The organism is Micromonospora halophytica, from assembly GCF_900090245.1.
Classification (GTDB): Bacteria; Actinomycetota; Actinomycetes; order Mycobacteriales; family Micromonosporaceae; genus Micromonospora; species Micromonospora halophytica.
Window position 1 is genome coordinate 59,670 of sequence record NZ_FMDN01000022.1, and the last position, 26,069, is coordinate 85,738.

At 74.5% G+C, this 26,069-nt stretch carries 25 protein-coding genes, 1 pseudogene and 1 riboswitch; of the genes and pseudogenes, 3 read left to right on the forward strand and 23 right to left on the reverse strand.

Annotation, left to right across the window (positions count from 1 at the left end):
• Position 1: 1 nt before the first annotated feature.
• On the forward strand, positions 2–745 hold the full coding sequence (locus GA0070560_RS23230; RefSeq protein ID WP_091301421.1) for an amino acid ABC transporter ATP-binding protein: 744 nt from the start codon (positions 2–4) through the stop codon (positions 743–745).
• A gap of 48 nt (positions 746–793) precedes the next feature.
• Here the strand turns inward: GA0070560_RS23230 and GA0070560_RS23235 are convergent.
• From GA0070560_RS23235 to rpe, 8 genes and pseudogenes are all read right to left on the reverse strand, one after another.
• Positions 794–1,069: pseudogene (locus GA0070560_RS23235) on the reverse strand (alpha/beta fold hydrolase); the annotation flags it as partial.
• A 53-nt stretch (positions 1,070–1,122) separates the two neighbouring features.
• Positions 1,123–1,620, reverse strand: a complete 498-nt coding sequence (gene ribH / locus GA0070560_RS23240) for a 6,7-dimethyl-8-ribityllumazine synthase (protein WP_091301423.1) — start codon at positions 1,618–1,620, stop codon at positions 1,123–1,125.
• Between the two features lie 2 nt (positions 1,621–1,622).
• Positions 1,623–2,891: a bifunctional 3,4-dihydroxy-2-butanone-4-phosphate synthase/GTP cyclohydrolase II gene (locus GA0070560_RS23245; protein ID WP_091301426.1), complete on the reverse strand. Its 1,269-nt coding sequence runs from the start codon at positions 2,889–2,891 to the stop codon at positions 1,623–1,625.
• Positions 2,888–3,580 carry a nicotinamide riboside transporter PnuC gene (pnuC, locus tag GA0070560_RS23250; RefSeq protein ID WP_091301428.1) on the reverse strand — a complete coding sequence of 231 codons (693 nt, stop codon included), beginning with the start codon at positions 3,578–3,580 and terminating at the stop codon, positions 2,888–2,890. The genes GA0070560_RS23245 and pnuC overlap by 4 nt, the downstream gene beginning before the upstream one ends.
• The gene (locus GA0070560_RS23255) at positions 3,580–4,191 is read right to left on the reverse strand and encodes a riboflavin synthase (RefSeq protein WP_091301430.1); all 612 of its coding nucleotides are present in this window, start codon (positions 4,189–4,191) and stop codon (positions 3,580–3,582) included. The genes pnuC and GA0070560_RS23255 overlap by 1 nt, the downstream gene beginning before the upstream one ends.
• Position 4,192: 1 nt before the next feature.
• Positions 4,193–5,254 carry a bifunctional diaminohydroxyphosphoribosylaminopyrimidine deaminase/5-amino-6-(5-phosphoribosylamino)uracil reductase RibD gene (gene ribD, locus GA0070560_RS23260; RefSeq protein ID WP_091301432.1) on the reverse strand — a complete coding sequence of 354 codons (1,062 nt, stop codon included), beginning with the start codon at positions 5,252–5,254 and terminating at the stop codon, positions 4,193–4,195.
• Between the two features lie 149 nt (positions 5,255–5,403).
• A riboswitch (FMN riboswitch) is annotated at positions 5,404–5,577 on the reverse strand.
• A gap of 62 nt (positions 5,578–5,639) precedes the next feature.
• Positions 5,640–6,599, reverse strand: a complete 960-nt coding sequence (locus GA0070560_RS23265) for a response regulator (protein ID WP_091301435.1) — start codon at positions 6,597–6,599, stop codon at positions 5,640–5,642.
• Between the two features lies 1 nt (position 6,600).
• A complete protein-coding gene (rpe, locus tag GA0070560_RS23270; protein ID WP_088978499.1) occupies positions 6,601–7,281 on the reverse strand; it encodes a ribulose-phosphate 3-epimerase in 681 nt (226 codons plus the stop codon).
• A 256-nt stretch (positions 7,282–7,537) separates the two neighbouring features.
• Here rpe and GA0070560_RS23275 point away from each other — a divergent pair, with 256 nt between their 5' ends.
• Positions 7,538–8,425 carry a septum formation family protein gene (locus GA0070560_RS23275; protein WP_091301437.1) on the forward strand — a complete coding sequence of 296 codons (888 nt, stop codon included), beginning with the start codon at positions 7,538–7,540 and terminating at the stop codon, positions 8,423–8,425.
• Positions 8,426–8,498: 73 nt separating this feature from the next.
• Positions 8,499–9,389, forward strand: coding sequence for a septum formation family protein (locus GA0070560_RS23280; protein ID WP_091301498.1), 891 nt, complete (start codon positions 8,499–8,501; stop codon positions 9,387–9,389).
• 212 nt (positions 9,390–9,601) lie between these two features.
• Here GA0070560_RS23280 and GA0070560_RS23285 read toward each other — a convergent pair whose 3' ends face one another.
• The 15 genes from GA0070560_RS23285 to GA0070560_RS23355 form a co-directional block, all read right to left on the reverse strand.
• Positions 9,602–10,996: a helix-turn-helix domain-containing protein gene (locus GA0070560_RS23285; RefSeq protein WP_091301439.1), complete on the reverse strand. Its 1,395-nt coding sequence runs from the start codon at positions 10,994–10,996 to the stop codon at positions 9,602–9,604.
• 104 nt (positions 10,997–11,100) lie between these two features.
• Positions 11,101–12,648 (reverse strand): RsmB/NOP family class I SAM-dependent RNA methyltransferase, encoded by a 1,548-nt coding sequence (locus GA0070560_RS23290; RefSeq protein ID WP_091301442.1) that lies wholly within the window; start codon positions 12,646–12,648, stop codon positions 11,101–11,103.
• On the reverse strand, positions 12,645–13,571 hold the full coding sequence (gene fmt, locus GA0070560_RS23295) for a methionyl-tRNA formyltransferase (RefSeq protein WP_091301444.1): 927 nt from the start codon (positions 13,569–13,571) through the stop codon (positions 12,645–12,647). Before fmt ends, GA0070560_RS23290 begins: the two co-directional genes overlap by 4 nt.
• A 5-nt stretch (positions 13,572–13,576) precedes the next feature.
• Positions 13,577–14,137 carry a peptide deformylase gene (gene def, locus GA0070560_RS23300; protein ID WP_091301446.1) on the reverse strand — a complete coding sequence of 187 codons (561 nt, stop codon included), beginning with the start codon at positions 14,135–14,137 and terminating at the stop codon, positions 13,577–13,579.
• A 43-nt stretch (positions 14,138–14,180) separates the two neighbouring features.
• Positions 14,181–15,452, reverse strand: a complete 1,272-nt coding sequence (locus GA0070560_RS23305; protein WP_091301449.1) for a cytochrome P450 — start codon at positions 15,450–15,452, stop codon at positions 14,181–14,183.
• Positions 15,453–15,631: 179 nt separating this feature from the next.
• Entirely contained in the window at positions 15,632–16,615 is a 984-nt protein-coding gene (locus GA0070560_RS23310) for an AAA family ATPase (protein ID WP_091301451.1), read from the reverse strand.
• Positions 16,616–16,830: 215 nt separating this feature from the next.
• Entirely contained in the window at positions 16,831–18,864 is a 2,034-nt protein-coding gene (locus tag GA0070560_RS23315) for a primosomal protein N' (protein ID WP_170839546.1), read from the reverse strand.
• Positions 18,861–20,051, reverse strand: a complete 1,191-nt coding sequence (gene metK / locus GA0070560_RS23320; RefSeq protein WP_091301453.1) for a methionine adenosyltransferase — start codon at positions 20,049–20,051, stop codon at positions 18,861–18,863. The genes GA0070560_RS23315 and metK overlap by 4 nt, the downstream gene beginning before the upstream one ends.
• 99 nt (positions 20,052–20,150) lie before the next feature.
• The gene (gene coaBC, locus GA0070560_RS23325; RefSeq protein ID WP_091301455.1) at positions 20,151–21,359 is read right to left on the reverse strand and encodes a bifunctional phosphopantothenoylcysteine decarboxylase/phosphopantothenate--cysteine ligase CoaBC; all 1,209 of its coding nucleotides are present in this window, start codon (positions 21,357–21,359) and stop codon (positions 20,151–20,153) included.
• Positions 21,360–21,374: 15 nt separating this feature from the next.
• Positions 21,375–21,638, reverse strand: a complete 264-nt coding sequence (gene rpoZ, locus GA0070560_RS23330) for a DNA-directed RNA polymerase subunit omega (RefSeq protein WP_088978488.1) — start codon at positions 21,636–21,638, stop codon at positions 21,375–21,377.
• A gap of 50 nt (positions 21,639–21,688) precedes the next feature.
• On the reverse strand, positions 21,689–22,222 hold the full coding sequence (locus GA0070560_RS23335) for a guanylate kinase (RefSeq protein ID WP_091301457.1): 534 nt from the start codon (positions 22,220–22,222) through the stop codon (positions 21,689–21,691).
• Positions 22,223–22,248: 26 nt separating this feature from the next.
• The gene (gene mihF / locus GA0070560_RS23340; RefSeq protein WP_091301460.1) at positions 22,249–22,566 is read right to left on the reverse strand and encodes an integration host factor, actinobacterial type; all 318 of its coding nucleotides are present in this window, start codon (positions 22,564–22,566) and stop codon (positions 22,249–22,251) included.
• Positions 22,567–22,736: 170 nt separating this feature from the next.
• Positions 22,737–23,570 (reverse strand): orotidine-5'-phosphate decarboxylase, encoded by an 834-nt coding sequence (gene pyrF / locus GA0070560_RS23345; protein WP_091301462.1) that lies wholly within the window; start codon positions 23,568–23,570, stop codon positions 22,737–22,739.
• Between the two features lie 89 nt (positions 23,571–23,659).
• Complete coding sequence (locus GA0070560_RS23350) at positions 23,660–24,934, reverse strand: adenosylmethionine--8-amino-7-oxononanoate transaminase (protein WP_091301464.1); 1,275 nt, start codon at positions 24,932–24,934, stop codon at positions 23,660–23,662.
• 49 nt (positions 24,935–24,983) lie between these two features.
• Entirely contained in the window at positions 24,984–26,015 is a 1,032-nt protein-coding gene (locus tag GA0070560_RS23355) for a quinone-dependent dihydroorotate dehydrogenase (protein ID WP_091301466.1), read from the reverse strand.
• Between the last annotated feature and the right edge of the window lie 54 nt (positions 26,016–26,069).

Below are 26,069 nucleotides of genomic sequence, written 5' to 3' on the forward strand. Positions count from 1 at the left end.
GGTGGCGGTGCTGACCTGTCGAGGGCTACGCAAGGAGTTCGGCGGCCACGTCGTGCTCGACGGTCTCGACCTGACCGTCGCCGAGCACCAGGTGGTGGCGTTGATCGGGGCGTCCGGGTCGGGCAAGTCGACCCTGCTGCGCTGCGTCAACCTGCTGGAGGAACTGGACGACGGAACCATCGAGCTGGACGGCGAGGAGATCTCCGACCCCCGGGTCGATCCGGACCGGGTACGCCGCCGGATCGGGATGGTCTTCCAGTCGTACAATCTCTTCCCGCACCTGACCGTGCTGCAGAACGTCACCCTGGCCCCGCGCCGGGTGCACCGGCGGGCCCGGGCCGACGCCGAGGCCCAGGCGCGGGACCTGCTCGACCGGGTCGGGTTGGGCGCGAAGGCGGACGCCTACCCGGACCGGCTCTCCGGCGGGCAGCAGCAGCGGGTGGCGATCGTCCGGGCGCTGGCCAACCAGCCCCGGCTGATGCTGCTGGACGAGGTCACCTCCGCGCTCGACCCGGAGCTGGTCGGGGAGGTGCTGGCCATGATCCGCGACCTCAAGGCCGACGGGATGACGATGGTGCTGGCCACCCACGAGATGGGCTTCGCCCGGGAGGTCGCCGACCAGGTCTGCTTCCTCGACTCCGGCCGGGTGGTCGAGGCCGGGCCGCCGGGGCAGGTGCTGGGCGAGCCGACGCAGCCGCGCACCCGGCAGTTCCTCAGGCGGATCATCGAGGCCGGCCGGCTGTGACCCACGGCCCGGGGCCGTCGCCCCCGGGGTCCGGTCCGCGCCGAGCGAGTGGCCGACCACGGTGACCCGGTCCAGCCCGAGGGCGTCGAGCAGGGCCTGCACGTCGTCGCGCATCAGCTCCAGGCCGTACCGGCCGGGGCGCTCGGTCGCGCCGAAGCCGCGCAGGTCGGGGGCGTACCCGCGGGTCGAGTCGCCGAGCAACCACGGGCCGACGCCTCTTGGCCGCCCCGACTGCCACCGGCCCGGAGATCCACTCCATGGCGCCGAGATGGCGGTGTCACAGTGCGCCGGACACCGCCATCTCGGCGGAACGGAGTCGATCACACCCGAGTCGCCCCGGCCGGGCCGTGGGGTCGGGCGGGAAGGTGGGGCGAGGGTCAGCCGCCGAAGCCGACCCGGTGGCCGTTGGCCGCCAGGCTCCGGACGACCAGGGCGGCGTCGAGGGCCGCGACGGTGGCCGCCCAGCCCTTGTCCTCCGCCGAGCCGGGCAACCCGGCCCGGTCCCGGGCCTGCTCGATGGTGTCGACGGTGAGCACCCCGTGCGCCACCGGCTTCCCCTCGTCCAGGGCCACCCGGGTGAGCCCGTCGGTCACCGACCGGCAGACGTAGTCGAAGTGGGCGGTCGCGCCGCGTACCACCACGCCGAGGGCGACCACCACGTCACAGCGGCGGGCCAGGGCCTGCGCCACCACCGGCAGCTCCACCGAGCCGGCGACCCGGGCGACCACGGCGCGCGCGCCGCACGCCTCGGCCGCCGCGACCGCCCGGTCGAGCATGTGGTCGGTCAGGTCGCCGTGCCAGCGCGCCGCGACCACGCCCACCGTCATCCCGGCGGCGTCCACCGTGGTCACTCCGGGCTCGCCGAATCCCGCCATGTCTACGCTCCGATCTCGTCTCCGGGGACCGGGCGGCCCATCGGGGCCTCGGTCACCTCGTCCAACTCGTCCAGCAGGTGGCCCATCCGGTCCCGCTTGGTCCGCAGGTAGCGCACGTTCTCCGGGTGCGGCCGGATCGGCAGTCCCTCGCGACCGGTGACAGTGAGGCCGTACCCCTCCAGCCCGGCCCGCTTGGCCGGGTTGTTGGTGAGCAGCCGCATCGACCGTACGCCCAGGTCGTAGAGGATCTGCGCGCCGGTGCCGTAGTCCCGGGCGTCGGCCGGCAGGCCCAGGTCAAGGTTGGCGTCCACGGTGTCGCGGCCCTGGTCCTGGAGCTGGTACGCCTGCAGCTTGTGCAGCAGGCCGATCCCCCGCCCCTCGTGCCCGCGCACGTAGAGCACCACACCGCGCCCCTCCCGGGCGACCCGGGCCAGCCCGGCCTGCAACTGCGGTCCGCAGTCGCAGCGCAGCGAGCCGAACACGTCCCCGGTCAGGCACTCCGAGTGCACCCGGACCAGCACGTCCTGCCCGTCGCCGAGGTCGCCGTAGACCATCGCGACATGCTCGGCCGAGTCGTGCTCGGCCCGGTAACCCAGCGCCCGGAACACCCCGTACGGGGTGGGCATCCGCGCGTCGGCGACCTGCTCGACCTGCTTCTCGTGCCGCCGCCGGTACGCCACCAGGTCGGCGATGGTGACCAGGGTCAGCGAGTGCTCGGCGCAGAACTTCTCCAGGTCCGGCATCCGCATCATGGTGCCGTCGTCGTTGACCATCTCGCAGAGCACGCCGGCCGGACGCAGCCCGGCGAGCCGGGTCAGGTCGACGGCCGCCTCGGTGTGCCCGGCACGACGCAGCACACCACCCTCGCGGGCCCGCAGCGGCACCACGTGCCCGGGGCGGGACAGGTCGGTCGGGTCGGTGGCCGGGTCGGCGAGCAGCCGGATGGTGTGCGCCCGGTCGGCGGCGGAGATGCCGGTGCTGACCCCCTCCCGGGCGTCGACGGTCACCGTGTACGCGGTGCCGCGCCGGTCCTGGTTGGTGTGGTGCATCGGCGGCAGGTCCAGCCGGTCGCACTCCGACTCGGTCAGCGGCACGCAGATGTAGCCCGAGGTCCAGCGGACCATGAACGCGACCAGCTCCGGCGTCGCCAGTTCGGCGGCGAAGATCAGGTCGCCCTCGTTCTCCCGGTTCTCGTCGTCGACCACGACGACGGGCCGGCCGGCGGCGATGTCCGCCACCGCCTGCTCGATACTGGCGAAGAGCGTGGTCATGCGACGGCCTCCGAGTACGTGGACGGGATCGGTCGCGCCGCCCGGGCGACGCGTGAGGTGCGCCACCAGGCGACGAGGCCCCAGACGCAGAAGGCGCCGTAGACCAGGTACATGGCGGCGGACGGGTAGAACCCGCCGCGCAGCAGCAGCGGCACGCCGACCGCGTCGACGGCGATCCAGATCAGCCAGAAGTCCACCCAGCCGCGCGCCATGCCGTACGTGGCGAGCAGGCTGCCGGTGAGGATCCAGGCGTCCGGCAGCGGGCCCCAGGAACCCAGCGCGGCGAGCACCGGGTACGCGACGGCGGTGCCGAGCACCGCGGCGGCCAGCAGGCCGAGGCGTTCCGAGCCGGTGGCCCAGCGCGGCGTGACGGCGGGCTCGTCACCTGCCCCGACACGCCGGTTGCGCGACCAGCGCCACCAGCCGTAGAGGCTGACCGCGAAGAAGAAGATCTGCCGGCCGGCCTGGCCGTACAGGTCGTGCTCCTGCGGGGTGGCGAAGACACCACCGAGGAAGACGGTGAACAGCAGCGCGTTGCCGACGATGCCGACCGGCCACGCCCAGACCAGCCGGCGCAGCCCGAGCAGGGCCGAGGCGAGACCGAAGACGTTGCCGACGATCTCCCGGACCAGCACCGGCGAGCCGGCGATCTGGACCTGGGCGTCGAGCAGCCAACCGAGCGCACCCATCAGACCGCACCGCCCGGCACACGGTCGCCGAGCAGCCGCTCGACGTACTTGGCGAGCACGTCCACCTCCAGGTTGACCGGGTCGCCGACGCGCCGGGAGCCGAGGGTGGTCAGCTTCAGGGTGGTCGGGATGAGCCCGACGGCGAACCAGTCGTCGCCGACCTCGGCGACGGTGAGCGACACCCCGTCGACGGTGATCGAGCCCTTCTCCACCACGTACCGGGCCAGGCCGGCGGGGAGCCGGAAGCGCAGGGTCTCCCACTGCTCGGCCGGCTCCCGGGAGAGCACCTCGCCGACGCCGTCGACGTGGCCCTGCACGATGTGCCCGCCGAGCCGGCTGTTCAGCGCGGCGGCCCGCTCCAGGTTGACCGGGTCGCCGGGGCGCAGGCCCCCGAGCGCGGAGCGGCGCAGGGTCTCCCCCATCACGTCGGCGGTGAACACCCCGCCGTCGACGTCGACGACGGTGAGACAGACGCCGTTGACCGCGATGGAGTCGCCGTGCCGGGCGTCCGAGGTGACCAGCGGGCCCCGGATGGCGACCAGGGCGCAGTCACCTCCGGTGTCGGCGGTCCGGACGACCTCGCCCAACTCCTCGACGATGCCGGTGAACATGTCAGGCCTCCCTCTTCCGGGGCAGCGCGGTGATCCGCAGGTCGGGGCCGACCTGCGCAACGTCGGTGATCTCCAGATCGATGGCGTCGGCGATGGTCGTCACGCCGGCGTCGAGCAGCGCGGTCGGGCCGGCGCCGAGCAGCTTCGGCGCGACGTACCCGACGATCCGGTCAACCAGGCCGGCGGCGAGGAACGCGCCGGCCAGGCGCGGGCCGCCCTCCAGCAGCGCGGCCCGCACGCCACGGTGGTGCAGCTCGGCCAGCAACGCCGGCAGATCGACCCGGCCGTCCGGGTCGGCGCCGACCTCGGCGGCGGTGGCGATCCAGGTCCGTGCGGCGCCGTCGCGCACCCGGGCGTCGGCAGGGGTACGCCCCGCGCTGTCCACCACCACCCGCAGCGGCTGCCGGATGGCCAGCGTGCCGTCGCGCAGGTTGCGGGCGGTCAGCCGGGGATCGTCGGCGAGCACGGTGCCCACTCCGGCGATCACCGCGTCGACCGTGCCGCGCAGCGCGTGCACGTCGATCCGGGCCGCCTCGGAGGTGATCCACATGCTGGTGCCGTCGGCGGCGGCGGACCGGCCGTCGAGGGTGGCCGCGTACTTCCAGATCACGTACGGCCAGCCCCGCCGCATCGAGGTGAGCCAGGCGACGTTGCCGGCCTCGGCCTCGGCGGCGCGTACCCCGAGCTGTACCTGGACGCCCGCGGCGCGCAACGTGGCGGCGCCGCCGGAGGCGACCGGATTGGGGTCGGGGACCGCGATGACCACGCGGGCGACGCCGGCCTGGATCAGCGCGAGGCTGCAGGGGCCGGTGCGGCCCGTGTGGTCACAGGGTTCCAGGGTGACCACGGCGGTGCCGCCGCGGGCGCGCTCCCCGGCCTGGGCGAGCGCGACGATCTCGGCGTGCGGTCCGCCCGCGTACGCGTGGAATCCCTCCCCGACGACCGTGCCGTCCGCATCGAGCAGGACGCAGCCGACGACCGGGTTGGGGCTGGTGGTGCCGAGGCCACGGGCGGCGAGCGCGACGGCACGACGCATCGCTTCGTCGACGGAGACGCCGGCCATGGCCCATCCCTCTCACTCGCCGGTCCGCGCGCTGGGCGGTCGACGGGAGGTGCCGCGGGCAGGCGGCGGCGGATCCGGGAACGGCACGGCCGCCCCCGGGGAGCCCACGCGGTGGCTGGATGACAGCCCACGCAGGCCCGCCCCGTCCCGCGCGCTGTCTCCCATCCGGACTGTCTGGCAGCGGAACGATCCCGCCGCCAACCGTCGGCCCCGGACTCTCACCAGGTCCACCGGGCGGCCTGAGCCGTCCGGGTCGCGGGCTTACCACGGTCGGACCGTGGATCACCGCCGGTTCGGAATTTCACCGAGCCCCGCCAGCGCGTGGTGGGTACGTGGAAAGTGTTACACGTCGGGCCGGGGGGCACGCTACTCCCAGCGTGCTACTTCACACACCGTCCGCGCGCCGGCGGTCCACCGCCACGTACGACCCCGGCTGGCTCTTGGCGACCGTCTTCATCTCGGAGGCCACCGCGATCGCGGCGAGCGGATCGGTGAAACGCTTGCGGGAGTCCGACAGCGAGACGCCGATGGAGAGGGTGACCAGGTGCGCCCTGCGGACGTTTCCCCGGCGGTCCTTGAGCTCCACGTAGCCGCGCTCGGCGTCGGCGGGGTCGTAGAGCTTGTCGGCGGCCCGCTCGAAGTCCACCACCGCTCGGGAGGTGAGCGGCCGGACCTGCTCCGGGGTGCAGACTATGACGAAGTCGTCCCCACCGACATGGCCGAGGAAGGCCGGCGGCAGCCCGATCGACACCACCGCCCGGTGCAGGCTGCGGGCGAGCGCGGAGATGAACTCGTCGCCACGGACGAAGCCGTACCGGTCGTTGACGCTCTTGAACCGGTCGATGTCGACGTAGCCGACCGCGTAGTCGACGCCGCTGCGCACCCGGTCGCTGATCTCCCGGCGGATCCGGCTGTTGCCGGGCAGCCCGGTCAGCGGGGAGACCTCCCGGAACTCCTTGTTGCGGCGCAGCGTCGAATTGACCCGGGCCACCAGCTCCAGCGTGTCGAAGGGCTTGACCAGGTAGTCGTCCGCGCCGACGCTGAGGCCGTTCACCTTGTCCTGGGTCATCCCCTTGGCGGTCAGCATGATCACCGGGAGGGCGGAGGTCATCGGGTCGGCGCGCAGCCGGCGGGTCAGCTCCAGGCCGTCGATGCGCGGCATCATCAGATCGACCACGGCCAGGTCGGGGCGTTGCCGCTCGATGACCTCCAGCGCCTCCTGCCCGTCCGAGGCGTGCAGCACCTCGAAGCCGTGCAGCCGCAGGTTGAACTCGACGAAGCGGGCGATGTCCTCGTCGTCGTCGACGACCAGGATGATGTCGGGTCGGTCGCCGGCCGGCTCCACGTCAGGCCCCGGCGACCGCGCGCTCCGCGAGCCCTCGCAGGCGGCGGACCGCCTCCGCCGGATCGGCCGCCCCGTACACCGCGGTGCCGGCGACGAACGCGTCGGCGCCCGCCGCCGCGGCCTGCTCGATGGTGTCGGCGGCGATCCCGCCGTCGACCTCGATGCGCAGCTCCAGGTGGCCGCTGTCGACGTGCCGGCGGGCGGCGCGCACCTTCTCCAGCAGTTGCGGGATGAACCGCTGCCCGCCGAAGCCGGCCTTGATCGTCATGATCAGCAGGGTGTCGAAGCTCGGCAGCAGCTCCAGGTACGGCTCGATCGGGGTGTCCCGGTCGATGGCCAGCCCGGCCTTCGCCCCGGCCGAGCGGAGGTCCTTGGCCAGCGCCACCGGGTCGTCGCAGGCCTCGGCGTGGAAGGTGACGTTGTAGGCGCCGGCGTCGGCGTAGCCGGGGGCCCAGCGACGAGGGTCAGTGATCATGAGGTGTACGTCGAACGGGATCTGGGTGGCCGCCCGCAGGCTCTGCACCACCGGCAGCCCGATGGTCAGGTTCGGCACGAAGTGGTTGTCCATCACATCGACGTGCAGCCAGTCCGCGGCGCCCTCCACGGCGCGGACCTCTTCGGCGAGGCGGGCGAAATCGGCGGCGAGGATGCTGGGCGCGACGATCGGCGGCGGTACGGTCACCGGGTCAGTGTACGAACGCGGCCACCCGTCGCGGTCAGCGCGCCTCCACCGGGAACACCCTGTGATCCAGGGGTGACCGATGGTGCAAGATTGAACCCCGCGAACCCGAGAAGCGGACGAAAGGCCATCCGTGACTGGCCGATCGACGGAAACGCGGGAACACTCCATCGGGGACGGTCACATCTGCTGCCCGGCCGGCGGGGCAACGCCGTGCGGGCCGCGATGATCGGCCGTCATCTCCCGGAAAGGGCGGACGATGCGACGGTGGCTCGTGGCGCTGGCGCTGGCCGGCGCGGCGACGGTGGCGATGAGCGGCTGCCTCCGGCAGCACCAGGGCGACGGCGATCTGATCGACGACTGGTCGGCGCTGCCCGCACCCCAGTTGTTCGTGCCCGCCACGGACGCCTGCCTACCGCGGATCACGGCGGTGGTGCAGGCCAGCACCTACGACACGGTGGACTGTGCCCGCAGCCACCTGGCGGAGGCGATCCACGTCGGCGCGTTCACCGGCGCCGCCGAGCGCGGCCCTCGGCCCGAGCCGGGGTCGCCGGCGCTGCGCCCGGCGCGGGCCGAGTGCGACCAGCGGGCCCGGGAGGTGCTCGGCGGTGACTGGCACTCCGCGCGGCTGACCCTGAACATCGCGCTGCCCTCCGTGTCGGCCTGGAACGGCGGCGCGAGGTGGTACCGCTGCGACCTGAGCGAGACCGACAGCATCGACAACACCCGCCCGGTCAACCGGACCGGAAGCCTGCGCGGGGCGATGATCGGCGACAACCCGCTCTCCCACCGCTGCTTCGACCCGAAGCTCATCGGCGACAACCTGAACTACATGGCCCCGGTGCTCTGCTCCGAGCCGCACCGGGCCGAGTTCGTCGGCGTGTACCTCGAACGCGACATGAGTTGGGAGGAGTTCACCAAGGCCAACCAGCAGGTGCACCGGCGCTGCATGGCACTGATCGCCAGCTTCGCCGAGGTGCCCGACAACGCCGACCTGCCGTACCGGGCCGGGTCGATCTTCTACCCGCCGTCGCAGCGGGAGTGGCAGGAGGGCGACCGGGGCATCCGCTGCTTCCTGTGGAGCGACGACCGGAAGCTGACCCGGTCGATGCGTGGCGTCGGCCCGAAGGGACTGCCCGCCAGCTGAGACCGGGTGCCGTATGCTGCCGCACCGTGGCGGCACCGCCGGTCGGGCGGACGGCGGCGAAGGGTCGGATGCGATGCGGCGGTACGGGACGGCGGTCGCCGTGGGCCTTCTCGTGGCCCTCGCGCTGACCGGCTGCCGCGCCCCGGCCGGGCTGGACGCGGACATCACCGACGACTGGCCGGCACTCGCCGCCCCGCAGCGCGTCGTCCCCGCCGCCGGGACCTGCCACCTGGGCACGCAGGACGTCGGTCACCTCGGCGGCTACCAGCCCGTCGACTGCGCACGGTCGCACCGCACCGAGACCATGCACGTCGGCACACTGACCGGGGCCCACGCGACGCGGGACACCCCGCCGGCGAGCGGCACCCCGGCGCGGCTCACCGCCCGCGCCGAGTGCGACCGGGAGGTCCGCCGGGCGGTCGGCGGCGACTGGCGCGCCGCCCGGCTCGGCCTCACCGTCGTCTTCCCCTCCCCCGCGGCCTGGCGCGGCGGGGCCCGCTGGTTCCGGTGCGACCTCAGCGAGATCCGCGGCCTCGACGAGCCGGGGGTGATTCCCCGCACCGGCAGCCTGCGGGGCGCGCTGAAGGGCGACGGCGACCTGCGGCTGGGCTGCTTCAACCCGACGGTGGCCGGCGGCGACGTCGAGGCGATGGTCCCGGTCTCCTGCACCGCCCGGCACCACGCCGAGTTCGTCGGCGTCTGGCAGGCCGACGGCCTCAGCCACGCCCAGCTCCGCCGGGGCGACGAGCGGGTCCACCGGGGATGCCTCCGGCTGCTCGCGGCGTACACCGGGGTGCCGGACGACGGCAACCTGCGCTTCCACGCCGGCTCGATCTTCTACCACCCGCGGGAACGGGAGTGGCGCGACGGCAACCGCGGCGTGCAGTGCTTCCTCTGGCTCGACGACCGCGCGCCGACCCGCTCGCTCAAGGGTGCCGGCACCCGTGGGCTACCGCTGCGCTGAGCCGACGGGTGCCGGACCCCTGCGGGGTGGGGAATGCCCGGGCACGGACGGCGGTCTCGCGGTTGGGGCGAGCTGGGACTCGAAGCGGAACGTCACGTCCGCACCCGGACCAGGAGACATTCACATCCACCGGCCGACCGGTCAACGCCCCTGAGGCGCGGACGGCCGGAGTTGCCACAATCCGGCACATCGCGCAGCCGGGCGCGGCCGGCTCACCGGTGCGGGGTGCGCAGCCGTTCCGCCAGGTCACGGACCTCCGGCAGGTCGCCCCAGCCGTCCCGCAACCGGGCGTGCAGGCCGCGCAGCTCGTGGACGATGGTGGTCCGCCGGGTCCGCAGCGCCTCCTCCACGACAGGCGCCGCCACCGCCACCGCCGCTTCCGGCATCCCCGCACAGGCGTGGCTGTCCGCCAGCCGCAGGGTGAGCAGCAGGTACGTCGGGCGCATCCGCGACGGCAGGTGGGCCAGCGACCGCTGGGTGGCGTGGACCGCCCGTCGAGCCGTGGCCCGGTCCCCGGTGTGGGCGGCCAGGTCACGTAACGCCCCGCCGATGGACGACTCGGCCCGCAGCTCGCCCTCGTCGCCGGTCAGCCAGGGCGCCTCCGCCCGGTCCCGTTCGTCGATCCGGGACAGCCGCCGGCGGGCCAGGTCGACCTGGCGCCGGCACTCGGCCACGTCACCGTCGAGGGCGTACGCCCGGGCCTGGTACAGGTGCGACAGCGTCGACATCCAGCCGCGGGAAGGGTCCACCGCGCCGAGCGCCCGGGCGTACGCCAGCGACGACGCGGCGTCGCGGTCCAGCCGGGTCAACGTGCAGTAGTCGCTGAGCAGGGTGGCCTGGGCGACGCGGTCGGCGGAGACGCCGGCCCACCGCAGGCCGTGCCCGACCCAGGCCATACCGACGACGCTCTGCCCCCGCTGCATCCGCAACCGGCCGGCCAACTGGGCGTAGTGGGCGGCGAGGCGGAGCAGGCTGTGCGGGGAACGCCCGGCGGCGTCGACCACCTCGGCCCACCGCACCAGCAGGTGCAGGACGCTTTCGACGGCGCCGACGGCCTCGGTCGAGACGCTCTCGGCGGTCGCCTGCGTGTAACCCGGCAGCAGCGCGGTCAACCCGTGCACGAGGTCGGGCACCGGCTCGACGGGCAGCGTCGCCGGATCGCGCCGGTCGAGGCGGGCCAGTGCCGCCAGGACGTCCCCGACCGGCGGCACCGCGCAGCCGTCGTCGCCGTGCAACGGGCAGGAGAAGCCCCGGTCGGGCAGCCGGAGCGGCCACACCGGCACACCGGGCGGCGTGACCCGGTCGGTGGTGTCCGCGCCCGGCACCACCGCGAACAGGGTCGGGTCGTTCACCGCCAGGTGGGCGGGACGCCGTCGGGCACCCGGCCCGGCCAGCGCGGTCAGCGTGCCGCCCGTCCCCAGCAGCTCGTCGAGGCGCGCGGGCAGCCCCATCGGCGGCTCCCGCAGCCCGCTCTCCACCTTGCTGATCACGCTGTGGTGGTAGCCGACCCGTAGGCCGAGCTGACCCTGGGTCAGCCCGGCCCGGCGGCGCCAGCTGCGCAACTCCCGACCGAACTCCGCCCACCGTTCGGTCCTACGGACCTCCATCGCCCCTCCCGATCGACCGGGGTCCGGCCTGCCCAGGTCAAGTGGTGCTGGACTATAGCAGCCGATCGGGGCAGCTCAATGGGTCGCGGAAGGCCCGCGCCGGCTCAGCCCCGGCGCAGCACCGCCAGGAACATGGCGTCCGTGCCGTGCCGGTGCGGCCAGAGCTGCACCGTCGGGCCGTCACCCAACCCCGGCATGCCGGCGGGCAGCAGCGTACGGGCGTCGACGAAGTCGGCCGGCACCGCGGCGCGCCGGGCCGCCTCGGTGACCGTCACGTGCGTCTCCACCGTGTGCGGCGAGCAGGTCACGTACGCGACCAGACCACCGGGGCGCGCCGCGCGCAGGGCGGCGGTGAGCAGTTCCCGCTGCAACCGGGTCAGCGGCGGCAGGTCGGACGGCTGGCGGCGCCAGCGCGACTCCGGCCGTCGGCGCAGTGACCCAAGCCCGGTGCAGGGCGCGTCCACCAGCACCCGGTCGAAGTGCCCCTCCGGCAGCTTCGGGTCGGCGCCGACCGTCCGCCCGTCGGTGTGCAGCACGTTCACCGGCAGGCCCCGGGCGGCCTGCGCGACCAGCCGGGCGCGGTGCTCGGACACCTCGACGGCGGTCAGCCGGGCGTCGCGCTGCGCGGCGAGCGCGCCGAGCAGGCCGGACTTGCCGCCGGGGCCGGCGCACAGGTCGAGCCACCGCCCGTCCGGCCCGTCCAGCGGGGCGTGGGCCAGGGCGTGGGCCACCAGCTGCGAGCCCTCGTCCTGCACGTGCGCCCGGCCCTGCGCCAGCGCCGGCAGGTCGCCCGGCGCGCCGCCGGAGAGGTAGACCGCGTACGGGGAGAACGCGCCGGGCGCGCCGCCCACCTCGTCGGCCAACTCCACCGGGTCGGCCAGGCCGGGCCGGGCGCACAGGTGCACCGGGGGCCGCTCGTTGTCCTCGATCAGCAGCCGGGTGGTCTCCCCCAGGTCGCCGCCGAGCGCCTCGTTGAAGGCCCGCACGATCCACTGGGGATGGCTGTACGCCAGGGCCAGGTGCCCGATCGGGTCGGTCTCCATCGGTGGGGCGAGCTTCGCCACCCAGGCGTCGGCGTCGCGGCCGGCCACCTCGCGCAGCACCGCGTTGGCGAAGCCGGTGGCGCCCGGACCCACCGTGCGGACCAGGTCGACGGTGGACGACACCGCCGCGTGCGCCGGCACCCGGGTGTGCAGGAGCTGGTACGTCCCGAGCCGCAGCGCGTCGCGTACCGGCGGGTCGATCCGCTCGACGTCCCGGCCGGCCGCGTCGGTGACGATCGCGTCCAGGGTGCCGGTGTGGCGCAGCGTGCCGTAGGTCAGCTCGGTGGCGAAGGCGGCGTCCCGGCCGGTCAGCCCCTCCTCGCGCAGGATCGAAGGGAGCACCAGGTTGGCGTACGCGTCGTCCCGGTGCACCGCGGCGATCGCCTGGTAGGCGGCGTACCGGGGCAGGTCGACGGCCGGGCGGACGGGACGGCCGCCGCGTCGGTCGACGCCGGCCCAGCCGCCACCGGGCCGGTCACCGCGGAAACCGCCGCCCGCCGGACGGTCGCCGCGCGGGGCGTCGGGACGGCGGGGCGCGGACCGGTCGTACCGGTCACCCCGGGGGCTGTCGGAGCGGAAGCTGTCGGGACGGTCCGAGGGGGCGGTCACGCGAACACCTCGCCGGCGGTGACCCGGGCGCCGCGCGCCCAGTCGCTCGCCGACATGGCCTTCTTGCCCGCCGCCCGGACCTCACCGAGCTGCACCGGCACCGTCGCGGTGCCGACCAGCACCCGGGACTTCTCCGCCAGCAGCTCGCCCGGCTTCAGCTCGGGGCCGTTCGCCACCGGGGTGGCCGGGCCGAGCTTGACCCGCTCGTCGCGGAAGGTCGTCCACGGGCCGGGGGCGGGGGTGCAGGCGCGGATCCGCCGGTCCACCGCGAACGCGGGGTCGCTCCAGCGCACCCGGGCGTCCTCCACGGTCAGCTTCGGCGCCAGGGACACCCCGTCGGCCGGCTGCGGCTCGGCCCGGGCCGTCCCCGCCCCGATCGCGTCGAGGACGGCCACCAGCAGGCCGGCCCCGGAGTGGGCCAGCCGTTCCAGCAGATCGCCGGAGGTGTCGGTGGGACGGATCTCGTCGGTGAGGGTGCCGTACACCGGACCGGTGTCCAGCCCCTGCTCCAACTGGAAGACGCTGGCGCCGGTCAGCTCGTCGCCGTGCAGCACGGCGTGCTGCACGGGGGCCGCGCCGCGCCAGGCGGGCAGCAGCGAGAAGTGCAGGTTGATCCAGCCGTGCCGGGGGATCTCCAGGGCGACCGGCGGCACCAGCGCGCCGTACGCGACCACGGGGACGCAGTCCGGGGCCAGCTCGCGCAGCCGGTCGAGGAACTCCGGCTCCCGGGGTCTGGCCGGGGTGAGCACCTCGACGCCGTGCTCGTCGGCCCAGGCGCCGACGGGCGAGCGGACCAGGCCGCGACCGCGGCCGGCGGGGGCGTCGGGACGGGTGACCACGGCCAGCAGGTCGTGCCCGGAGGCGTGCACGGCGGCCAGGGCGGGGACGGCGACGGCCGGCGTGCCGGCGAAGACCAGGCGCATCCGGGTCACCGCCCCAGGCCGAAGGGGTTGCCGGCGGCGTGCGGGTTCAGCTTGACCGTGGGCGGGGCGGCCGGGTCGTACCAGTCGGCCTGGCGGATGGCCTTCATCGCCTCCTTGCGCCCGGCCGGGTCCAGCCGGTCGACGAAGAGCACGCCGTCGAGGTGGTCGGTCTCGTGCTGCACGCAGCGCGCCATCAACCCGGTGCCGACGATCTGCAGCGGGTCGCCGTAGCCGTTGAAACCCTTGGCGACGACGTTCTGCCGGCGCTTGGTGTCGAAGTAGAGCCCGGGGATGGAGAGGCAGCCCTCCGGGCCGTCCTGCTCCTCGGAGTCGGGGAACTCCAGCACCGGGTTGACCAGGTGGCCGAGGACGTCGTCGACGTCGAAGGTGAACACCCGCAGGCCCACCCCGAGCTGCGGCGCGGCCAGGCCGGCGCCGCCCTGCTCGCGCATCGTGTCGGTGAGGTCGGCGATGAGCCTACGCAGCTCGACGTCGAAGTCGACGACCGGATCGGCCGGCGTGCGCAGCACCGGATCCCCGAACAGACGGATGGGCTGGACGGTCACTCGGTGTGGCTCCTTCGGCGGTGCGGACGGGTGCCGTACCAGTCTACGGAGTGCCGGGGGCGGTCCCGGCCGGCGTACCGCGATGCGACGCGGCCGACTCCGTGTCGATGATCACCGGCAGGGTCTGGTAGCCGCGCAGGGTGAGCCGGGTCCGGTGCCGGGGCCGGCCGGCGAGGGCCAGGCCGGGCAGCCGGCGCAGCAGCAGCGGGAAGGCGACCTGCGCCTCCAGCCGGGCCAGCCCGGCGCCGAGGCAGTAGTGCGGCCCGGCCCCGAACGACAGCGGGTGCGACTGCGCCCGCCACGGGTCGAAGCGCGCCGGCTGCGGGTAGCGCCGCGGGTCCCGGTTGGCCGCGCCGAGCAGCAGCAGCGTCCAGCTGCCGGCCGGCAGGTCGACCCCGCCCACGGTCGCCGGGGCGGTGTTGACCCGGGTGGTGAGCTGCACCGGCGAGTCGTAGCGCAGCAGTTCCTCGACGTGATCGGGGGCGAGGTCGGGGTGCTCGCGCAACGCCTGCGCGGCGCGGGGATGGTCGAGCAGTACGACCAGGCCGTTGCCGAGCAGGTTGGTGGTGGTCTCGAAGCCGGCGACCAGCAGCACGACCAGGTTCGCCAGCAGCTCGTCGCCGGAGAGCCGGTCACCGTCGGCGTCGTGCACCTGCACCAGCGCGGTGGTCAGGTCGTCGGCCGGCGCGCGGCGGCGGTCCTCGACCAGCGCGGCGAAGTAGCTGGTCAGCTCGGCGGCGCCCCGGTCGGCGACGGCCAGCTCGTCAAGGGTGATCTCGGGCTCCAGCACCCCGGTCAGGTCGGCCGCCCAGCGGCGGAACAGCGGCCGGTCGGCCGCCGGGACGCCGAGCAGCGCGCAGATCACCCCGACCGGCAACGGGTACGCGAACTCGGCCAGGACGTCGACCGGCTCACCGTCGCGGGCCCGCGCGACCATCCCGTCGACCAGCTCGTCCGCCTGGGCGACCACCACGTCCCGCATGGCGGCGATCCGGCGCGGGGTGAACGCCCCGGCCGCGAGGCGCCGCATCCGGCTGTGGTCGGGCGGGTTGGTACGCAGCATGGAGCGGGAGATCGAGGTGACGGCGGGGCTGTCGCGCCAGCCGGGCAGGAACTCGTCGCGCAACGCGTCGTCCATCACCCCGAACCGGGGGTCACGCAGGATCGCGTCGGCCTCGGCGTAGCCGGTGACCGCGAAGAACACCGGCCCGGCCTGGGCCACCGGCCCGTGGGCGCGCAACCGCTCGTAGGTGGGATACGGGTCGATCCGCCCCGGCGGCGACATGAGCAGGGCGAGTGCCTCGGCTGCGTCCATGACCGGCCTCCCGCGTCGATACGTCGGAAGGCTCCATCATGCGTGTCCGGAGGCGCCCCGGCGACCCCGGGCGGCCGACCAGGGTGGTCGGGAGGGCAACGGCCGGGCCGGGCGTGACCGGTCCGGCGGGGCCGCCGTCGGACCGGGCGTCGAACGGCGTGGGCCCGGCGGACGACCGGTCAGGCGCCAGCGCCGGGCTCCCCCGCCAGAACCGCGTCGCCACCGAGCAGGGCGTGCTCGGGCAGCGGCAGCGTGATGCCGTGCGCGGCCTCCCAGTCGTGGATGGTCGACGGGCGGACGTGGGCGGCGAAGTAGTCGACCGCGCTCATGCCGCCGACGACCGGCTCGTCCACCTCGGCGACGAGCTGGGCCGGCACCAGGTGGAAGCCGTTCTGCAGGGCGGCGCTGAGCCGACGGTGGCCGTCGACGACGAAGTAGTACTCGCCGGTGTAGCCGATCCGCAGCGGCTGCAGAGCCTCGTCACCGGCCTCGGCCACCTCCCCGACGAACTCCGAGTCCCACAGTCCGCGCAGGGTGGCGATGTCCTCGGTCGGGTAGACCCGGGCCGGGTCGAGCAGCAGCAGCGGCGGGGCCTGATCGAGCACGTCGGCACCGAGCCGACCCTCGTACGCGTCGACGATGTGCTCGATCACCTCGGCCGCGGTGGCCCGGGTGCTGTCGCAGATCAGGTCGTAGTTGCGCAGCCGGGCCTTGTCGACCCCGTAGCGGACGATGAACCGGCTGCGCTCGCTCTCGCTACGCTCCCTGAGCTTGGCCTTCGCCTCCTCCAGCGAGGTGTAGCTCTCGGCCGGGCCGGAGGGGCGCAGCAGCACCCGGCGGGCCGCCTCGCCCGGCTCGGTGATCATGTGCACCTTGAGCGCGTCGGTGAAGAAGTGCCAGGCCAGCCGGGAGTCCATCACCAGCGACTCGCCGGAGGCGGCGATGTCCCGCTGGAGCTGGTCGACGTAGCCGTCGACGGCCTGGTCCAGCTCGGCGTGCAGGTTGAGCTGGAGCGCGGTCATCTGCCGTTCCTGGGCCATCTGGCGGTAGAGGTCGCCGACGCTGACCCGGCGCATCCCGAGCCGCTTGGCGATCTCGACGGAGACGGTGCTCTTGCCGCTGCCGAGGTCCCCGTTGAAGACGATCGATTTGCGAACGGTCACGACTGGTCCACCCCTGATCACCGGCTGATTGACATCATCGACTCGGCGCCGGACCGACGCCTTCCGCCATCGTCGCGCCATCCCTGCGCCCGGGCATGACGGGCGATGCTATCACGCGCCTGCCAGCGCTTTACCGGACGCGGTGTGCGACGGTGACGCTCCGCAGCGGGATGGTCGGCGGCCGGAGTGTCCGGGGTCACCCGCCGGGCCGGCCGTCAGAACAGGCTCAACGGGTCGACCTGGAGCCGGACCGGCTCCGCGGCCTTGCGCGCGCTGCGCACCCCGGCCGCCGTGTGCAGCGCCTCGGCCAGGGCGGCGGCCCGGGCCCGGGGCACCCGGACCAGCATCCGCTCGCGGCCCTCGTCGGCCGGAACCGGGCCGAGCACCTCGGCGGACTCCGGCAGCCGGGCCTCGGCGAGCAGCCCGGCCACCGCCTGCGCCGTGCCGGTGACGCTGGCCATCTTCGTCGCCGGCGGGAAGCCCAGCTCCCGCCGCTCGGCCAACTCCCGGGCGGCGAACCAGGCCGGGTCCCAGCGCAGCAGCGCCTGCACCGGGGCGAGCGCCCCGTCGGCGACCACGACCACCCGGCCGCCGGCCGGGCCGGGCCGGGCCAGCGCGGCCGCGCTCAGCCAGCGGCGCAGCGCCTCCTCACCGGCGCGCAGGTCGGCCCGGGTGAGCAGAGCCCACGAGTCGAGCAGCAGCACCGCCCCGTAGCCGCCCTCGGCGAGCGGCTCCGCGCCCGGGGTGGCGATCACCAGGCCCGCGCCGCCGGGCACCGTGCCCAGCACCTCCTCCCGGCCCGAGGTGCGCACCGGCACGTCGGGGAAGGCCCGGCCCAACTCCTCCGCGGTGCGCCGGGCACCGGTGACCGAGGCACGCAGCCGCCGCCCACCGCACTGCGGGCAGGCGTACGCGGCGGCGACCCGGCCGCACCAGCGGCAGGCGGGCGTGCCGGCGGCCGACGGCAGCGCCAGCGGGCCGGCGCAGTGCGGACAGCGGGCCGGGGTGCGGCAGTCCGCGCAGGAGACCGCGGGGAGGTAACCGCGGCGGGGCACCTGGACCAGCACCGGGGTGTCCGCGCGCAGGGCGTCCCGCGCGGTGGTCCAGGCCAGGCTGGGCAGCCGGGCGGTGGCCGCGCCCGGGTCGCGGGCCAGTTGCGGGCCGTCGCCGGTCGGGGCGATGGCCGGGGTACGCGCCCGCACGGTCGCCCGGTCGGCGACCACCTCGCGGGCCCAGCCCGTCTCCACCAGCAACTGCGCCTCGGCGGTACGGGTGAACCCGCCGACCAGGGCGGCGGCCCCGGCGAGCTGGGCCCGGGTCAGCAGCACGTCCCGGGCGTGCGGGTACGGGGCACGAGGCTCGGCGTGCAGGTCGTCACCGTCGTCCCAGATCGCCACCAGGCCGAGCCGGTCGACCGGGGCGAACATCGCCGCCCGGGTGCCGATCACCACCGGCACGTCGCCACGCCGCGCGGCGAGGAAGGCGCGGTACCGGCGGGCCGGGCCGAGGGCGGCGGAGAGGCACGCGTGCCGGCCCGGGCCGAGCGCCGCGGTGAGCGCGGTGTCGAGGCGGTCGAGGTCCCGGGCGTCGGCCACCACCACGACCGCGCCCCGGCCACCGGCGACGGTGGCGGCGACCGCGTCGGCGTAGCGCGCTGCCCAGTCCTCGCCGGCGAGGGCCGACCAGACCGCGCGCGGGGCACGTCCTTCGGCGAGCGCCCGCAGGTACGCCGGACCGGCCGGGTAGTCCCGCCAACCGCGCGGGTCGGCGGCCGGGCCTGCGGTCGGCGCGGACGCGGCAGCCGCCCCCGGCCGGCCGGGGGACGGCACGCCGGGCCCGGCGTTGTCGGCCGCCTCCGGGGCGTCGCGGGGCTCCTTCTCGACCCGGGCGTGCCGGGGCGGGACGGCGAGGCGGAGCACGTCGGCGAGGCTGCCGGCGTACCGGTCGGCGACCGCCCGAGCCAGCCGGGCGACCTCCGGCGCCAGCACGGGCTCCGCGGAGACGACCTTCTCCAGGTACGCCAGCCGGGGGTGGGCGGACTCCGCGACCCGGTCCAGCAGCCAGCCGTCCACGAGCTGTCCCGCGAAACGGACCTTCACCCGGACCCCGGGGCGCGCGTCGGCGTCCAGCTCGGCGGGGACCAGGTAGTCGAAGGGGCGGTCCAGGTGCGGCAGGGGCACGTCGACGCAGACGCGAGCGACCGGCGACCCGTCAGCGGGTCGCCGGTCGCTGCGCCTGGTGCCGGTCAGGCTCCCGCGGCCGACTTGAGGTCGGCGGCCCGGTCGGTGCTCTCCCAGGTCAGGTCCGGCAGCTCACGGCCGAAGTGGCCGTACGCGGCGGTCTGCTGGTAGATCGGGCGCAGCAGGTGCAGGTCCCGGATGATGGCGGCCGGACGCAGGTCGAAGACCTCGGTGACGGCCTTCTCGATGGCGGGGACCGGCACGTTCTCGGTGCCGAACGTCTCGATGAAGAGGCTGACCGGGTGGGCCTTGCCGATCGCGTACGCGACCTGCGCCTCGCAGCGCTCGGCCAGCCCGGCGGCGACCACGTTCTTGGCCACCCAGCGCATCGCGTACGCCGCCGAGCGGTCCACCTTGGACGGGTCCTTGCCGGAGAACGCGCCGCCGCCGTGCCGGGCGTACCCGCCGTAGGTGTCGACGATGATCTTCCGACCGGTGAGGCCGGCGTCACCCATCGGACCGCCGATCTCGAACCGGCCGGTCGGGTTGACCAGCAGCCGGTAGCCCTCGGTGTCCAGGCCGAGGCTCTCCAGCTCCGGCGCGATGACGTGCTCGCGCACGTCCGGGGTCAGCAGCGACTCCAGGGAGATGTCCGCGGCGTGCTGGCTGGACACGACCACCGTGTCGAGGCGGACCGGGCGCAGGCCGTCGTACTCGATGGTGACCTGGGTCTTGCCGTCCGGGCGCAGGTACGGCACGGTGCCGTCCTTGCGGACCGCGGCGAGCCGGCGGGCCAGCCGGTGCGCCAGCGCGATCGGCAGTGGCATCAGCTCCGGGGTCTCCGAGCAGGCGAAGCCGAACATCATGCCCTGGTCGCCGGCGCCCTGCGCGTCCAGCGCGCTCTCCGACGCCCCGGTACGCAGCTCGAAGGCGTTGTCGACGCCCTGGGCGATGTCGGCGGACTGCTGGCCGATGGAGACGCTGACGCCGCAGGACGCGCCGTCGAAGCCCTTCTTCGACGAGTCGTACCCGATCTTCAGGATGGTGTCCCGGACGATGGTCGGGATGTCCGCGTAAGCCTTGGTGGTCACCTCACCGGCGACGTGCACCTGACCCGTGGTGATCAGGGTTTCCACCGCGACACGGCTGTGCGGATCCTTGGCGAGCAGGGCGTCGAGGATGCCGTCGCTGATCTGATCGGCGATCTTGTCCGGGTGGCCTTCCGTGACCGATTCGGACGTGAAGAGACGTGTCACGGTACTCCTAATCACTTGATCTCGGTGGAACACTTCGCTCGGCGGCAGTTTAGTCACCCCCGCTCCAGGGTGGCTAAAGAACTTTGACGCGACCAGGGTTCAGGAACGGTCCGCGAGCCGCGCCACGACGAGGTCCCAGACGGCGTCGGCCAGGTCCTCCTTCGCCTGCTCGGGCAGCGTGTGCAGGGAGCCGTCCGCGCCGATGACGGTCGCCGCGTTGGTCTCGGCGCCGAAGACCTTGTCGACCCCGACCTCATTGACGACAATGAGGTCCGCACGTTTGCGGACGAGCTTGGCGCGGCCGTTGGCCTCGGCGTCGCCGGTCTCGGCAGCGAAGATCACCAGCACCTGCTCGGGCCGGCGGCGCCGACCCAGCTCGGCGGCGATGTCGGGGTTGGTGACCAGCTCGATGGTGGGCGCGTCGCCGTCGTCCGACTTCTTGATCTTTCCGGGGGCGTACGTCGCCGGGCGGAAGTCGGCCGGGGCCGCCGCCATCACCACCACGTCGGCGTCGGCGGCCGCCTCCAGGGTGGCCTTGCGCAGCTCCTCGGTGGTGCCGGCCCGGACCAGGTCGACGCCGGCCGGGTCGGGCAGGGCGACGTTCGCCGCGACCAGGGTGACCCGGGCGCCCCGGGCCACGGCCGCGCGGGCGAAGGCGTACCCCTGCTTGCCGGAGGAACGGTTGCCGAGGAACCGGACCGGGTCCAGCGGCTCACGGGTGCCGCCGGCGGTCACCACGACGTGCCGGCCGGCGAGGTCGGCCGGGGCGTCGACACCCCGGGCGAGGGCGCGGCGGGCCACGGCGAAGATCTCCGCCGGGTCGGGCAGCCGCCCCTTGCCGGTGTCGGCGCCGGTGAGCCGGCCGACGGCGGGCTCGATCACCCGTACGCCCCGGGACCGCAACGTGGCGACGTTGGCGACGGTGGCCGGGTGCTCCCACATCTCGGTGTGCATGGCCGGGGCGAGCACCACCGGGCACCGGGCGGTGAGCAGCGTGTTGGTGAGCAGGTCGTCGGCGAGGCCGTGGGCCGCCTTGGCGAGCAGGTCCGCCGTGGCCGGCGCGACCACCACCAGGTCGGCCCGCTGACCGAGCCGGACGTGCGGCACCTCGTGCACGTCGGACCAGACGTCGTCGGCCACCGGGCGGCCGGAGAGCGCCGCCCAGGTCGGCGCCCCGACGAAGCGGAGCGCCGACGCGGTCGGCACGACCCGGACCCGGTGGCCCGACTCGGTGAACAGCCGCAGCAGCTCACACGCCTTGTAGGCGGCGATGCCGCCACCGACCCCGAGGACGATCTCGGCGGACATCGGCGCGCGGGGGTGTTACGGCTGGTCGGTCGGCTCGGCGGTGAGCAGGCCCGCGTTGATCTCGCGCATGGCGATGGAGAGCGCCTTCTCCTGCGGGGTGGTCTCCACGAGCGGGCCGACGTACTCCAGCAGGCCCTCACCGAGCTGGCTGTAGTAGGCGTTGACCTGGCGGGCACGCTTGGCGGCGAAGATCACCAGCGCGTACTTCGAGGTGGTCTTCTCGAGGAGCTCGTCGATCGGCGGGTTGGTGATGCCCTCGGGGTTGGCGATGGATCCCACGAAAATTAACCCTCTGCGTCTGAAGTGTCCGCGCGAGCGCGGCTGGTCGCTCAACCGCGAGGTCGCGGCCGGGCGGGAGCCAGATAGGAAGAACCGAGCAAGCCTACCAGCTCGTCGACGACCCGCTCGGTGAGGTCGTGGACCACGGTGTGTCCGGCGGCCGCGGCGAGCGCCGGGTCCGGACGACGACCGGGCGGCGTCAGCAGCACCAGGTGGACGTCCGGCAGGGCCTCCCGGACGGCGAGCGCCCCGGGCAGGTCGAGCGGGAGCAGCACCGGTCGCCCCTGCGCCAACCGGGCCCGCAGTGGCTCGCGGGGCGTGCCGCGCAGGTGCGGGCCCGTCCGGAACCACTCCAGCAGCTCCCCGGCGGCGACCATCCGGTCGAACTCGGCCGGGTCGACGAAGAGCCGGTCGACACCGTCGGACTCGTCGGGGCGGCGCGGCCGGGTGGTGACCGGAACGGGCACCCACACGGATGGAGAACGCGCCCGGACCAGCTCGACGACACCGTCCCGGCCGGCACCCGAAGGTCCGGTCAGGACGGTGAGCCGAGCCGCCGGGCGCGTCTCGTCATCCGTGCTCACCGCTTGTTTCTACACGGTGGCGGCGGTCAGTTCGCGGCGAACTCTCCAAGCAGCGCCTTGCGCTGCTGCTCGCCCAGTCCGCGCAGGCGACGGCTGTCAGCGATCTTGAGCTTCTCCATGATCTGGGTGGCCCGGATCTTGCCGATGCCCGGCATCGCCTGCAGGACGGCCGAAACCTTCAGCTTGCCGACGACATCGTCGGACTCGGCCCGCTCAAGGACGACGGCGAGGGTGGTCTTGCCCTGCTTGAGCTGCTCCTTCAGCTCAGCACGGGCCTTGCGGATCTCCGCAGCCTTCTCCAGCGCGGCAGCGCGCTGCTCGGGGGTCAGTGACGGGAGCGGCACCAGTTCTCCTCAGGTCCCTATCGCGACGGGCGGAACGCGCCGCCGCTCTGTGAAACGTGGTGTCGCTGGCAACCAAAGGGGTCCGTGGTTACCAGCGCGGGGAAAACTAGCGGTCGACGGCGCTTTCGGCAACGTGGGCACGCGAAGATCAACGTAAAGTGACCGAGCCGTCAGTCAGCCAGAACGCCCCGGCAGTCGGCCAGGACGCGCTCCGCGGCGGCCCGCAGGGCGGCCGGATCCGGGCCGGCGTGGAGCACTTCGCGCGAATAGGACGGGAGCACCGACGGCAGGCTCGACCCGAACACGGTCCGCAGGTCGGCGGCGGTCGCCCCCTGCGCGCCGAGGCCCGGGGCGAGCAGCGGACCGTTGACCCGGGAGAGGTCGTGGCCGGTGTCGCCGATCGTCGCCCCGACCACCAGCCCGAAGCTGCCGAGCGGCTGGGCACCCGCGTTGAGCTGGGAAATCTCGTCGATGACGGTCTGCGCCACGGTGCGTCCGTCGGCACCGTGCGCCCGCTGCACCTGCGCCCCCTCGGGGTTCGAGGTGAGCGCCAGCACGAAGACGCCGCCGCCGTGCGTGGCCGCCAGCTCGAACATCGGGGCCAGCGATCCGACGCCCAGGTAAGGACTGGCGGTCACCGCGTCGACATACAGCGGAGCGGCCGGGTCGAGGTACGCCGAGGCGTACGCGGCGACGGTGGAGCCGATATCGCCACGCTTGACGTCAAGTAGAACGAGCGCGCCGGATTCGCGTAACTGTCGGATAATTGACTCTAGAATCGCTACACCCCGGGCGCCGAAGCGCTCGAAGAAGGCCGACTGGGGCTTGACGACCGCGACCCGGTCACCGAGCGCCTCCACGACCGTCCGGGCGAACCGGTCCAACCCGTCGACGTCGTCGGACAGCCCCCAACGGGCCAGCAGCCCGGGGTGCGGGTCGATGCCCACGCAGAGCGGTCCCCGCTCGGTCACGGCCCTGTGCAGCCGGCCACCGAAGGTCTCCATCCGTCCCTCTCCCTCACACGCTCGTGCTCGCCGGCGGCGTCCGCCGGACCTGTCGTCCGTCCTCGCGCCGGCGTCTCCCGCCGGCGCGGTCAGCCGGCCTTCACCGCGGCAGCGATCCCGGCCGCGATCCGGGCCACGTCGGCGTCGTCGGCGACATAGGGCGGCATGGTGTAGACCAGATCGCGGAACGGACGCAGCCAGACCCCCTGCGCCACCGCTGCCGCCGTCGCCGCCGCCAGGTCCACCTCGTGGTCCAGTTGCACCACCCCGATGGCGCCCAGCACCCGCACGTCGACCACCCCGGCAGCGCCGCGCAGCGGCTCCAGGCCGGCCCGCAGCCCCGCACCCACCCTGGACACCTGCGCGGCCCAGTCAGTGGCCCGCAGCAGCCCCAGGGAGGCGTTGGCGACCGCACAGGCGAGCGGGTTGCCCATGAAGGTCGGGCCGTGCGCCAGGACCCCGCCCGCCGAGATGCCCCGGGCCACCTGCGGGGTGCAGAGCGCGGCGGCCAGGGTCAGGTAGCCGCCGGTGAGCGCCTTGCCGACGCAGAGCACGTCGGGGCTCACCCCGGCGTGCTCGGCGGCGAACATGGCGCCGGTCCGGCCGAAGCCGGTGGCGATCTCGTCGAAGATCAGCAGCACCCCGTGTGCCCGGGTCACCTCGCGCAGCACCCGCAGGTATCCGGGGTGGTGGAAGCGCATCCCGCCCGCGCCCTGCACCACCGGTTCCACGATCACCGCAGCCAGCTCGTGGGCGTGCCGCTCGACCGCGTCGGTCAGCTCCGCCACGTACGCCGGGTCGGGTCCGTCGTCGAAGCCGCCGGGCGGCACGGGAGCGAAGACCTGTCGGGGCAGCACGTCACCCCAGAGGTGGTGCATGCCCCCCTCCGGGTCGCAGACGCTCATCGGGTGGAACGTGTCGCCGTGGTAGCCGCCCCGCCAGGTGCCCAGCCGCCGCCGCTCGGGCCGGCCGGTGGCCCGCTGGTACTGCAGGCACATCTTCACGGCCACCTCGACGGCGACCGAGCCGGAATCGGCCAGGAAGACGTGTTCCAGGCCGTCGGGAGTCAGCTCCACCAGCGTCCGCGCCAGCCGGACGGCGGGCTCGTGGGTGAGCCCGCCGAACATCACGTGACTCATCCGGCCGAGCTGGTCGGTGACGGCCGCGTCGAGCACCGGGTGCCGGTAGCCGTGGATCGCCGCCCACCAGGACGACATCCCGTCGACCAGCTCCCGGCCGTCGGCCAGCCGCAGCCGTACCCCCTCGGCGCTGCGCACCACGTACGGCGGGACGGCCGGCGGCAGGGCCGCGTACGGGTGCCAGACGTGGGCCCGGTCGGCGGCCAGGATCTCCTCGGGCGTCACGCGCTCTCCTTCGTACCCTCGTCGATCGCCGCCGCGGCCACCGGCCGGCTCACCCCACCGGCGCCGGTGCGGCGGCTGTGACCCGGGCGGCGGCCCGGACCAGGCCCGGGCCCCGGTAGATGAATCCGGTGTAGAGCTGCACCAGGCTGGCCCCGGCGTCGAACATCCGGGCGGCGTCGTCCGGGTCGAGGATGCCGCCGACCCCGATCACCGGCAGCCGGCCGCCGGTCTCGGCGTGCACGAAGGCGACCACCTCCCGGGCCCGCCCGCGCAGCGGCCGGCCGGAGAGGCCACCGGTCTCGGCGCCCCGCGCCCGGTCGGCCGGGGCGAGGCCGTCGCGGGCCAGTGTGGTGTTGGTGGCGATCACGCCGGCCGCACCCCGGGCCAGGCAGACCTCCAGCAGCTCGGCGATGGCCGGCTCGGTGAGGTCCGGGGCGATCTTCACCAGCACCGGCTTCTCCCCGACCAGTGCCGCCAGCAGGGCGTCCAGGTGGCTCTTGTCCTGCAGGCTGCGCAGCCCGGGGGTGTTCGGCGAGGAGACGTTGACCGCGAAGTAGTCGCCGTGCGCGCGCAGCGCCCGGTACGAGGCGAGGTAGTCCTCGACCGCCTCGTCCAGCGGGGTCACCTTGGACTTGCCCAGCGAGATGCCCAACGGCACCCCGAGCGGGCGGGGCAGCGCCGCCAGCCGGGCCGCGAGGGCCTCGGCGCCGGCGTTGTTGAAGCCCATCCGGTTGATCACGGCCTCGCTGTCGCGCAGCCGGAACAGCCGGGGCCGCGGGTTGCCCGGCTGGGCGTGCGCGGTGACCGTGCCGACCTCGACGAAGCCGAACCCGAGCGCCGGCCAGGCGGGCAGCGCGACCCCGTTCTTGTCCATCCCCGCGGCCAGCCCGACCGGGTTGGGGAACTCGACCCCGAACACCGTGCGCGGCGCCCGCACCAGGTACCGCGCCCGCAGCGCCGCGAGCGCCGCCGGCCGCCCCGAGAGTACGGCCAGCCGCCGCAGCGTCCACTCGTGCGCCGCCTCGGCGTCCCCTCCCCCGATCCGGAACAACCCGGCCCGCACCACCCGCTCGAAGATCACGCGCCGCCTCCCCCGCGCCGAGCCCTGTCGATCATGAAGCTGCCGGCGATGTCG

Excerpts from the sequence above, each read along its gene's own strand:
- GA0070560_RS23305 (WP_091301449.1), bottom strand. The coding sequence starts at position 15,452 with ATGGACGCAGCCGAGGCACTCGCCCTGCTCATGTCGCCGCCGGGGCGG.
- GA0070560_RS23280 (WP_091301498.1), top strand. The coding sequence starts at position 8,499 with ATGCGGCGGTACGGGACGGCGGTCGCCGTGGGCCTTCTCGTGGCCCTC.
- ribH (WP_091301423.1), bottom strand. The coding sequence starts at position 1,620 with ATGGCGGGATTCGGCGAGCCCGGAGTGACCACGGTGGACGCCGCCGGG.
- pnuC (WP_091301428.1), bottom strand. The coding sequence starts at position 3,580 with ATGGGTGCGCTCGGTTGGCTGCTCGACGCCCAGGTCCAGATCGCCGGC.
- GA0070560_RS23255 (WP_091301430.1), bottom strand. The coding sequence starts at position 4,191 with ATGTTCACCGGCATCGTCGAGGAGTTGGGCGAGGTCGTCCGGACCGCC.
- fmt (WP_091301444.1), bottom strand. The coding sequence starts at position 13,571 with ATGCGCCTGGTCTTCGCCGGCACGCCGGCCGTCGCCGTCCCCGCCCTG.
- pyrF (WP_091301462.1), bottom strand. The coding sequence starts at position 23,570 with ATGGAGACCTTCGGTGGCCGGCTGCACAGGGCCGTGACCGAGCGGGGA.
- GA0070560_RS23285 (WP_091301439.1), bottom strand. The coding sequence starts at position 10,996 with ATGGAGGTCCGTAGGACCGAACGGTGGGCGGAGTTCGGTCGGGAGTTG.
- GA0070560_RS23245 (WP_091301426.1), bottom strand. The coding sequence starts at position 2,891 with ATGACCACGCTCTTCGCCAGTATCGAGCAGGCGGTGGCGGACATCGCC.
- GA0070560_RS23275 (WP_091301437.1), top strand. The coding sequence starts at position 7,538 with ATGCGACGGTGGCTCGTGGCGCTGGCGCTGGCCGGCGCGGCGACGGTG.
- coaBC (WP_091301455.1), bottom strand. The coding sequence starts at position 21,359 with ATGTCCGCCGAGATCGTCCTCGGGGTCGGTGGCGGCATCGCCGCCTAC.
- ribD (WP_091301432.1), bottom strand. The coding sequence starts at position 5,254 with ATGGCCGGCGTCTCCGTCGACGAAGCGATGCGTCGTGCCGTCGCGCTC.